10 protein-coding genes are annotated in these 9,497 nt (G+C 64.9%); 9 read left to right on the forward strand and 1 reads right to left on the reverse strand.

The window, feature by feature from the left end:
• Positions 1-134 precede the first annotated feature (134 nt).
• On the reverse strand, positions 135-1,088 hold the full coding sequence (locus tag Q4C89_RS12225) for a tyrosine-type recombinase/integrase (RefSeq protein WP_303102897.1): 954 nt from the start codon (positions 1,086-1,088) through the stop codon (positions 135-137).
• Between the two features lie 118 nt (positions 1,089-1,206).
• Between Q4C89_RS12225 and Q4C89_RS12230 the strand changes: the two genes are divergently transcribed.
• The 9 genes from Q4C89_RS12230 to Q4C89_RS12270 all read left to right on the forward strand — a co-directional run bounded on the left by Q4C89_RS12230 (position 1,207) and on the right by Q4C89_RS12270 (position 9,283).
• The gene (locus Q4C89_RS12230; protein ID WP_303102898.1) at positions 1,207-1,608 is read left to right on the forward strand and encodes a hypothetical protein; all 402 of its coding nucleotides are present in this window, start codon (positions 1,207-1,209) and stop codon (positions 1,606-1,608) included.
• Positions 1,601-2,032, forward strand: a complete 432-nt coding sequence (locus Q4C89_RS12235) for a hypothetical protein (protein WP_303102899.1) — start codon at positions 1,601-1,603, stop codon at positions 2,030-2,032. The genes Q4C89_RS12230 and Q4C89_RS12235 overlap by 8 nt, the downstream gene beginning before the upstream one ends.
• Positions 2,033-2,086: 54 nt before the next feature.
• Complete coding sequence (locus Q4C89_RS12240) at positions 2,087-2,707, forward strand: hypothetical protein (protein ID WP_303102900.1); 621 nt, start codon at positions 2,087-2,089, stop codon at positions 2,705-2,707.
• 82 nt (positions 2,708-2,789) lie between these two features.
• Positions 2,790-3,224: a hypothetical protein gene (locus Q4C89_RS12245; RefSeq protein WP_303102901.1), complete on the forward strand. Its 435-nt coding sequence runs from the start codon at positions 2,790-2,792 to the stop codon at positions 3,222-3,224.
• Entirely contained in the window at positions 3,221-3,613 is a 393-nt protein-coding gene (locus Q4C89_RS12250) for a hypothetical protein (RefSeq protein WP_303102902.1), read from the forward strand. The genes Q4C89_RS12245 and Q4C89_RS12250 overlap by 4 nt, the downstream gene beginning before the upstream one ends.
• Before the next feature lie 261 nt (positions 3,614-3,874).
• Complete coding sequence (locus Q4C89_RS12255; RefSeq protein WP_303102903.1) at positions 3,875-4,594, forward strand: metallophosphoesterase; 720 nt, start codon at positions 3,875-3,877, stop codon at positions 4,592-4,594.
• A gap of 67 nt (positions 4,595-4,661) precedes the next feature.
• On the forward strand, positions 4,662-5,690 hold the full coding sequence (locus Q4C89_RS12260) for a PIN/TRAM domain-containing protein (RefSeq protein ID WP_303102904.1): 1,029 nt from the start codon (positions 4,662-4,664) through the stop codon (positions 5,688-5,690).
• Positions 5,691-5,929: 239 nt separating this feature from the next.
• A complete protein-coding gene (locus Q4C89_RS12265) occupies positions 5,930-8,176 on the forward strand; it encodes an ATP-dependent Clp protease ATP-binding subunit (RefSeq protein ID WP_303102905.1) in 2,247 nt (748 codons plus the stop codon).
• 222 nt (positions 8,177-8,398) lie between these two features.
• The gene (locus Q4C89_RS12270) at positions 8,399-9,283 is read left to right on the forward strand and encodes a hypothetical protein (protein WP_303102906.1); all 885 of its coding nucleotides are present in this window, start codon (positions 8,399-8,401) and stop codon (positions 9,281-9,283) included.
• The last annotated feature ends 214 nt before the right edge of the window (positions 9,284-9,497 follow it).

Consider the following 9,497-nt stretch of genomic DNA (forward strand, 5'->3'; position numbering starts at 1 on the left):
TGGCCCGCCTATGTCGCGGCGGTGGTTGTGCTGGCGCTCATGCTGGCGTCCTGGCCGACCTGAACCACACATTACCGGGCCTAGTACCAGCCTAATTACCGGCCAGAAAACCCCCGCATGAGCGGGGGCTTCTTCTACCACCGACTGAGCGCGGCAGTGAGCCTCTTCGGGTTCAGCTTCGCGTACACCTCCGTCGTGCCGACGCTGCTGTGCCGCATGTGCCGGGCCACGATGTAGATGTCGCCCGTCTGCTCCAGCAGCATCGTGGCGCAGGCATGGCGCAGGCCGTGCACCTGACGCTTCGAATAGTCCACCCCAGCGGCCTTGCAGAGCGAGCGCAGGCACAGGCGAATGCTCTTCGGATTCCGCCAGGGCAGCACGTACCCGGTGCGGCGCTCGGCCTCCACGCACTCGAGCATCATGCTCAGGCTCTCGGAAAGGTAGACCAGGGCCGTCTTCCGCCCCTTGCCGGTGATCGTCATGACCCGCCGTTCGAGGTCCACCTGCTCCCACTTCAGGCTGACCAGTTCGCTCATGCGCAAGCCGCCGTGAGACCCCAGCAGCACCAGCAGATGTTCGTCTTCCGTGGCCGCTTCGAGCATCGCCTCGATGTCTTCCCGCGAGTACGCTTCGCGCTTGGTCCAGCGCTCGCTGGCGTCCTTGGCACGAGGCGTGTCGGCAAAGGGGTCAGCCTGGAGGACGCCTGCCCACCTCAATGCCCGGTATAGAGCGCGAGCAGCAGAGCGGCGACTGTTGATCGTGCCGGGGCTGACCCCTTCCCTCTCCAACATCCGGATGTACCCGATGGTGAGGTCGGTGTCGTACTGGGTCAGACGCTCCCAGCCAAGCGGCAGAGCGTAGTTCAGGTACCGGCGCACGCCCGTGCTGTAGTTGCGCCGGGTGTGCTGGCTGGTGTGCGCCCCACCGCGCCCGAACATCATCAGGTTGTGGTCGGTGAGCGACACCAGAGTGGTCACGTCGCCGCATTGCAGTGCTGTGCGCACGACCTGCTCACGCTGGGCTTTACTGTAGGCGTCCCAGTTATGCCCACAGGGTATGGACGCCGCGCTTGCGGTATTTTCTTTCATGCTGTACCTCCGACAAGGTGCAGAGGCCCTGGGTGTTGGCGCACCGCGAGGGCCGTTGCTCTTTTAGGCTAGCTCATATAAAGCGTTTGTCAATTCGCTCTGAGCGTAGGAGTTCTTTATGGCCTTTGACCCGACATTCGACCCGTACACGGCTGGTGTTGCGGTTGCTTCCGGCGTTGTAGCCGCCGCCATGCATGCCACGGCGATGGCAGGCAGTGGCAAAGCGTGGCCTGCCCGTCGAGTGATGACGGCTAACCTCATCAGCACTGCTCTGGTCGGCATCGTGGTTAGCCAGATCATCCGCTTCCTGCCCTGGAAAGCAGACATGGTCGTCACGCTCCTGGCTGCTGGCATTACTGGGCATACGCTCGGGCCGCGTGGTGTGGCATGGGCCTTCTCGGGAATGGTCAAGGGTGCCCAGCAGGCTCCGGTAATCGGCAAGCTGATCCCAGACCCGCCGCCAGATGAAGCCACGCCCACGCCGCCAGACCCTCAACTTACGGAGGCTAAAGATGCCTGACTTCCACGCCATTGCTGCCCGCTGGGACGCGATTTACAACGGTGCAGTCATCGTCAACGATCAACTGAGTTATCTGGTCATGAGCGTCGAGCGCATCTTGATCGCGTGGGCGGCGTTGCTGCTGCTTCGCTCTCTCAGCCGCTACATCGCCGTTGCCTTCCCACCCCCACACACTCCTGCCAACGCCGTTTACTGGCTGCGCTGGTGGCTGTGGCTCCGGCTGCGCGAATTCCCGCTGCTCAAGCTGGGCGCGGCAGGCGTGGCCGTGCTGTTGCTACTCCAAATCCCAGCCGGAGCAGGTGGGGCGCTCAGTGACGCCACTCTGTATTTCCTGCTGATTTACCCCTTCTGGATTGCCGCACTGGTCGGCATGACGCAACTGCTCAACTACCTGACAGGCAAGATCACGCACCCCGAAGACTGAAATTCACCGACCTGAGCGCACCCCACGCGGGTGCGTTCGCTTTTGGAGGTTCCTATGGGCAAGCCACTGATTACCAAAGAACTCATCCGTGCCCTGGTGCCGGGGCACACGCACCCCACGGTCACGGCGGCCAAGCTCAACATGGCGGCTGAGAAATTCGGCATCAACACGCCGCTGAGGGTGGCCCACTGGTTGGCGCAGCTCGCCCACGAGAGCCGCATCATGCCCGTCGAAGAGAATCTTCAGTACTCCATTGCGGCCCTGTGCCGTGCGTGGCCCAACCGCTTCAGCCCGGCGGCGGCCATCACCCAGTTGTGCGCCTGGAACCCGATTTTCCTCGCCAATCTGGTGTATGGGGGCAGGATGGGCAACATTTTCCCCGGCGACGGTCACCACTTCCGTGGGCGCGGCATGATCCAGCTCACGGGCCGCGCCAACTACCGCACCTACGGCAAGCTGGTCGGCTTCGATCTCGAAAAGGACCCGGATTTGCTCAAGCAGTTCGGTGTCTCGGCGCTGGTGGCGGGAGCTTACTGGAACGCTCACGGCCTGAACTTTCGGGCTGACCGCGACGACCTGCGCGGTATCACACGGGCCATCAACGGTGGCTACAACGGCCTGGAGCACCGAGCCAAGCTGCTCAAGACCGCCAAGCGGCACCTTGGCATCAAGTAGGTCCATCCACGTCGCTGACGTGCTCCAATCCGCTCAGGCCAGCGCCTCTACGGGCTGGCCGCTTTCGTCCCTGGAGGACACCGTGAAGAAGTCTGCCCTCTCCATGCTCATCGCTGCACTGACCCTCAGCTCTGCTGAAAGTCAGAAGACGAACGCCCTCGACCAGTGGGCCAAAATGCACGTTCCCGCCCTGATCAAGGGTGCTCAGGACCTGATGGCCCCGCCTTTCACGCCGTCTGAGCTGATCATGCTGGCTCAGCAGTCCGTAGTGGCCGCACAAGAACTCAAGGGTGTGTTCGCAGGCAAGGACCGTGCCAAGATCGCCCAGACCGTGCTGTCCTACGCCGTGCAGGAAGTCTGCCCGGACGACCTGGAAGCGTGGGTGGTGCCGTTGATCGAAGGCGAGGGCGTGGCCGCGCTGATCGAGTCGGCCTTCCTGAAGCTGTTCCCTGAAAAGGCTCCCAGTGCCGCGCCCGTCGTGGATGCGCCTGAAGTCGCCCCCGGTGGTGTTCAGTGAAGTGGCGTTTCGCGGGCCTGTTCGCCCTGGTGGCGCTGCTGCTCGGTTCCTGTGCGCCGTCGGTCATGCAGCCCAGCGTGCCACCTGCTGTGGCTCCGGCCAACGTGCAGGACAGCGCGGGCGGTGGGTTGAAGTTCCTGGGTGAATCGCTGTGGTTTGCGGCGGGCACGCTGGAAGCCTGGGACGTGCAGGTGAAGATCAGTGGCGACAATCTGCGCGTGAACGCCCCGGATTTCTGCCGTGTGGACCGTGCGGACATCCTCTGTACCGTCGCCAAGATTCCGGCAGGCAAGAACTTCGTCCTGCCGATGACGGGCAGCAACATCAGCGCCGTGGCGGTCTACAAGCGGCCCAACGGCCTGAGCTTCAGCAGCCAAGCACGTCGCTGACCTTCAGCCCAAGCGAAAGCCCCTGCTCGATTTGGCAGGGGCTTTGAAGCCTCTCGAAATGTAGAATTGGGCAGTTGCCCAGAGCGTCAGACGCAAAGAATTATTTGTCAATCTGCAAAGAATTCCGTGTCAACGCCAGTGACAATTAATTTGTCGCAACTTTGACAGATAATTTTTTCGGTGACAGGAGTCTTTCTTTTGATTGGGCGCTTTTGGTCAGGCGGGTTGGTCAGGTCTGCCCGGCTGGCTATGCTGGAACACATGCGCGTATTTGCCATTGCCGACCTGCACCTGTCCACGGCGCAGCCCAAGCCGATGACGGTGTTCGGGCCGCAGTGGGAAGGCCACCCCCAGGCCATCTGGGAGCACTGGCGCGAACTGGTGCGCCCAGACGACGTGGTGCTGCTGCCCGGCGACCTGTCGTGGGCCATGCGCCTGCCTGACGCCCTGAGCGACCTGCGGCTGCTGAGCGAACTGCCCGGCACCAAGGTGCTGCTGCGCGGCAACCACGATTACTGGTGGCCCACCGCCAGCAAGTTGCGCGCTGCCCTGCCCGCCGACCAACTGGCCGTGGTCAACGACGCCGTACGCCTGGGAACAGTGGTCATCGGCGGCTCACGCGGGTGGAACACGCCCGGCTACGAACCGCTGAACGCCGAAGACGAGCGGTTGCTGGCCCGAGAAGCCGAACGCCTGAGCCTGAGCGTGCAGGCCGCGCAAAAGCTCCGGCAACCCGGCGACCACTTTCTGCTGATGCTGCACTACCCGCCCGCCTCGCCGCCCTACCCGGCCAATCCAATTACCCGCGTCATCACCGAGGCCAGACCCGACTTGGTGGTGTACGGTCACTTGCACGGTGTCCCCGTCGAGCGGGCCATGCGGCACGTGGGCGGCATTCCGGCCCATCTGGTGGCCGCCGACGGCCTGCGCTTCCGGCCCCGGTTGCTGCTCGACACGGCCAGTCCCGTCACGGCGGGCTGACCTGGCCCTGCTCCCCCAACAGGGTGCCCGCCTTCCTCATGCTTACAGCCTGTACACTGTCGGACGCATGTTGTTTCTCCGTCTTGCTCTGATGGTCGTCGGTCTGCTTCTCGGCTACAGCGGGGGACAGATTCTGGCAGACAACGGGCCAGAGGAAACGGCGACCCTCAACACCGTCAGCCTGATGCTGGCCGGAACCCTGTCTGCGCTGCTGCTGGCCCCCCGCGCCGAAAAGTTTGTTCAGCGGCATGCCGAACGTTTCCGGCAGTGGTACGAGCGACTGGCCCCCACCACCGTCGCCGCCGCCACCTTCGGCCTGATCGTGGCGCTTTTGCTGAGCGTGCTGCTCACCAACCTGCTGCGTGCCCTGCCCGTCTACTCCTGGTGGCTGAGTGTCGGCCTGACCATCATCCTGGCGGCCTTTTTCGTCACCTATGCCGTGCGAAATGCCGACGCCTTCGGCGCACTCGCCTTTCCGCAGGTGCGGCGCAAACCCGGCGGCAAAATTCTGGATTCCAATGTCATCATCGACGGGCGCATCGTGGCGCTCGCCAAAATCGGCTTTCTGGACGGCGAACTCATTGTTCCGGCGTTTATCCTGCGCGAACTCCAGACCCTGTCGGACAACAGCGACGCCCAGAAGCGCACACGCGGCAAACGCGGCCTGGCGGTACTCGAAGAGCTGCGCGAGATTCGCCCGCTGCGGATCGAGGACTGGGACGACCCCCACCTGCCCACCACCGACGACAAGCTGATTCGGCTGGCCCGCGAAACTGGGGCCAAGCTGCTCACCAACGACACCAACCTCGCCAAAATCGCCAAATTGCACGGCCTGGACATCCTGAGCATGCACGAGGCGGCGGTGGCCCTCAAGCCGCAGCTTCAGGCGGGCGACCTGCTGACCATCACCATCAGCAAGGGCGGGCAGCAGCAGGGTCAGGGCGTCGGCTACCTCGACGACGGCACGATGGTCGTGGTCGAAGAAGGGCTGAAAATGCGCGGCAAGCCTGCCCGCGTGGTGGTCGTCAACAACGTGCAGACCAACGTGGGCCGCATGGTCTTCGCCAAGCTGGACAAAGAGCAGTTGCCCGCCTGAAACCCTACAAGGCCATGACCCCCCCGCACGCGGCGGATGGTAACCTTGCCGCCTACGCTGCGGGCAGGGGGCGCTATCCTGCAGGAACCGGGTTCAGCACCGTCCCCAGCCCCACGCCACCTGCTGCTCAATACAGGTTCGGGCCAGACACCGGAAATCTCAATCCAAGCCAGACTTCGGGGTGCCCCTGACCCTTCCGGGGCCACGCCCGCGCCGCCACAAGGGGGAGCCAAAGCCCTATGTCCCAAAACCGCTACGACGACCGCGCCCGACTGGTCTTTCACTATGCCCGCGAGGAAGGCAACCGCCTGGGCCACGCGATGGTCGGCCCCGAGCATCTGCTGCTGGGCCTGATGCGCGAGGGAGGCCAGGCCGCCGAGATTCTCGGTGAATTCGGGGCCACCCTCGACTCGCTGCGCCGCCGCGTCGAAGACATCATCGGGCGCGGCGAAGGCAGCCGCCTCAACGACGCCCCCAGCATCACCCCCCGCGCCCGCCGCGTGATGGAACTGTCGAGTGCCGAAGCCCGCCGCCTGGGGTCGCAGACCACCTCGACCCAGCACATCCTGCTCGGCATCATCCGCGAGGGGGACGGTGTGGCGTTCCGCATCCTTCAGGAACTGACCAAGGATGTCGAGACGATTCGCTGGCGCATCCTGGCCGACGACGAGCGCGAGGGAGGCAAGGCCGCCAAACCCGTCGCCACGCCCTTTCTAGACGAGTACGGGCGCGACCTGACCAAGTGGGCGCAGGAAGGCAAACTCGACCCGGTGATCGGGCGCAGCGAGGAAATCCGGCGCGTGACCCAGATCCTGACCCGGCGCACCAAGAACAACCCCGTCCTGATCGGCGACCCCGGCGTGGGCAAAACCGCCATCGTGGAAGGGCTGGCGCTCGCTATCCACGAGAAGCGCACCCCGCCCAACCTGCACGGCGTGCGGCTGGTCAGCCTCGACCTCAGCGGCGTGGTGGCGGGCACCAAGTACCGGGGCGAGTTCGAGGAGCGGCTGCGCCAGATTATCGAGGAACTCAGGAACGCCAAGGTGATGGCCTTTATCGACGAGTTGCACACGCTGGTCGGCGCGGGCGGCGCGGAAGGCACACTGGACGCGGCCAACATCCTCAAGCCTGCGCTTTCACGCGGTGAAATTCAGGTCATCGGGGCGACCACGACGGGCGAGTACCACCGCTATATCGAGAAGGACGCGGCGCTCGAACGGCGCTTTCAACCCGTCATCGTGCTGGAACCCAGCCCCGCCGAGACCCTGCAAATCCTGCGCGGTCTGCGGCCCAAGTACGAGGAACACCACGGCGTCCAGATTCCCGACTCGGCGCTCGAACTCGCCGTGCGAATTGGCGAACGCAGCCTGCCGGGGCGCAACTTTCCCGATAAGGCGATCGACCTGATTGACGAAGCCGCCAGCCGCGTGCGCCTGAACATGAGCGTGGGCCTCCCGGTGGGCGAAACCGAGAGCGGCGAACCGATGGTGACCCGCGAGGACATGGAAAGTGTCATCAACTCGATGGGCGGCATCTACTCCGAGGAAACCGGGGCGGCGCTCGTTGACCTCGAAGACCAGCTCAATGACCAGGTGTACGGCCAGCCCGACGCGGTCAAGGCCCTGGCGAGTGCCATGCGCCGCGCCCGCGTGGGTCTGGGCGGACGCACCCGCGTGTCGGCGTCGTTCCTGTTCGTCGGCCCCAGCGGTGTGGGCAAAACCCACCTCGCCAAAGCCCTGGCCCGCACGCTGTTCGGCTCCGAGCGCTCGCTGATTCGGGTGGACATGTCCGAGTTTCAGGAAGGCCACAGCATTTCCAAGCTGATTGGTTCGCCTCCCGGCTACGTCGGTTTCGAGCAGGGCGGCAGGTTGACCGAGGCCGTGCGCCGCCAGCCCTTTAGCGTGATTCTGCTCGACGAAATCGAGAAGGCCCACCCCGACATCTACAACACCTTCCTGCAAGTTCTCGACGACGGGCGCCTGACCGACGGGCAGGGCCGCACGGTGGATTTCCGGCGCACCATCATCATCATGACCAGCAACACCGGGTTCAACGTGACGCCTACGGCGGGCTTCAGCCCGGTCACGCCCGACAGCAACGCGCCGCTGCGCAATATCTTTACGCCCGAATTCCTCGACCGCCTCGACGACGTGATTCGCTTCAAGTCGCTGGGCGAGGAAGAACTGGTGCGGGTGGCCCAGCAACTTCTGGGCGAAATGCGCGAAGAACTCGCCAGCCGCGAACTGAACGTCACGTTCGACCCCGCCATCGCCGCCTGGATTGTGGGCAAGCTCAAGGCCCGCAGTCCCAAGCACGCCGTCGGCAGTTCGCGGCAACTGCGAACCCTGCTGCGCGACGAACTCGAAGACCCGCTGGCGCTGGCGCTGCTGGGCGCCGAGGGCCGCGAACTGCGCGTGGTGCTGGGCGAAAGCGGCATCGAATTCGAGCAGGGCGACAAGGCGACCCCGCCGCAGATTCTGGCCTGACCGTTCAAGGCGTGGGGAGGCGCAGACCGCCTGCATGTTCCTCCCTCCCGCTCCGCCCTCCATGTCTCGTCCTGATTTCGTATAGTTCCCCAAGATTGGAGGCAAGAACGCCGCGTGCCGGACTCAACAGACCCACCTACCGCCACACCACCCCCCAAACCCCGTTCAGGCCGCAGTAAAGCGGCTTCTGGCCCCACCAAAGACAAACCTTCGCCCGAACGCCTGAGTGAGCGCCTGGTGGCCGACCGCAAGGTGCGGGCCGTCGCCTGGGCGAGCAGCTATGGCAGCGAACAGGCCTGGGCGGGCAGCGTGCCGACCTTCATCACCTTCGAGCGCGGGCTGCTGTCGGCCCAGACCGAAAGCCGCGCCGGAGTGGTGCTGCACCGCTACCCTTACGAGAGCCTGGAAACCTGGCGCGACTGGGAAGAAGCCCGGCCCGCCGCGCCCCTGCCCCTGCTGGCGACGGCGCGGGTGGTGTACGACCCCACCGGGTTTTTCGGGCGGATTCAGCGCACCCTCTGGAACCTCAGCGAGTCGCAATTGGCGCAGTACCGCAGCGAACTGCTGCTGCAAGCCGCCGAGCAGCACCGCGCGGCCCTCGAAGCCCACACTGGCCCCAGTCACGGCCCGCGTGAGCAACTGCTGGCGCTGGCCGAAGCCCGCACCATCGCCGTGCGGCTGCTGTATCCCGCGCTGCTGACCCATGTGGAGGGCTGGCCCGAATATGAAATCCGGCTGCCCCACGCCTGGCGAGCGAGCGCCGGACTGCGCTTTCCCAAGGCGATTTACCACCTCGACCAGTTGTACGGCTTTGGCGGCGAGGCCGAGGCCAAGCGGATGCTGGTGGCGACACGCGGCCTGGGGCTGGTCGAGCAGGAGAAACGGGCGCGGGCGGCGGTGCAGGCCGGGTACTACGACGGAGCCGTGCGCTACCTGCGCGACGAAACGGCGCAGGTGGCCCGCGCCGACCTCGAACGTTGGGCGCACCTCAGCAGCGTGCGGCGTGACAAGTTGGGCGTGCTGCTGGGCGTGACCCGTTCGCCGCTCGGCCCCGGTGCCCTGGAACTGGTGCGCGAACTGCTGGAAGACGTGCGCGAGGGCCGCTGAGGCTGCCGCAAAGCGTTAAAGCAATACGGATACGGGGCTTCAGCGATTGCCGAGGCCCCGTACCCATTTTTGCTGTTGGCTGGATTTCCCTGGACTCTAGAGGTGACGCCTGGAGACGGCGGCAGCCCTCCGCTGCTCCAGACCGGCCGACATTGCTACTCACTGCGTTCTGCCCACGTCGGGGCATCGGCAGAGAAGGAAAGAAGCCGGGGAC

This window comes from Deinococcus sp. (genome assembly GCF_030523985.1).
Taxonomy (GTDB): Bacteria; Deinococcota; Deinococci; order Deinococcales; family Deinococcaceae; genus Deinococcus.

Bases quoted from the DNA above. Each gene is read 5' to 3' on its own strand.
- Q4C89_RS12225 (WP_303102897.1), bottom strand. From the start codon at position 1,088: ATGAAAGAAAATACCGCAAGCGCGGCGTCCATACCCTGTGGGCATAAC.
- Q4C89_RS12230 (WP_303102898.1), top strand. From the start codon at position 1,207: ATGGCCTTTGACCCGACATTCGACCCGTACACGGCTGGTGTTGCGGTT.
- Q4C89_RS12235 (WP_303102899.1), top strand. From the start codon at position 1,601: ATGCCTGACTTCCACGCCATTGCTGCCCGCTGGGACGCGATTTACAAC.
- Q4C89_RS12240 (WP_303102900.1), top strand. From the start codon at position 2,087: ATGGGCAAGCCACTGATTACCAAAGAACTCATCCGTGCCCTGGTGCCG.
- Q4C89_RS12255 (WP_303102903.1), top strand. From the start codon at position 3,875: ATGCGCGTATTTGCCATTGCCGACCTGCACCTGTCCACGGCGCAGCCC.
- Q4C89_RS12260 (WP_303102904.1), top strand. From the start codon at position 4,662: ATGTTGTTTCTCCGTCTTGCTCTGATGGTCGTCGGTCTGCTTCTCGGC.
- Q4C89_RS12265 (WP_303102905.1), top strand. From the start codon at position 5,930: ATGTCCCAAAACCGCTACGACGACCGCGCCCGACTGGTCTTTCACTAT.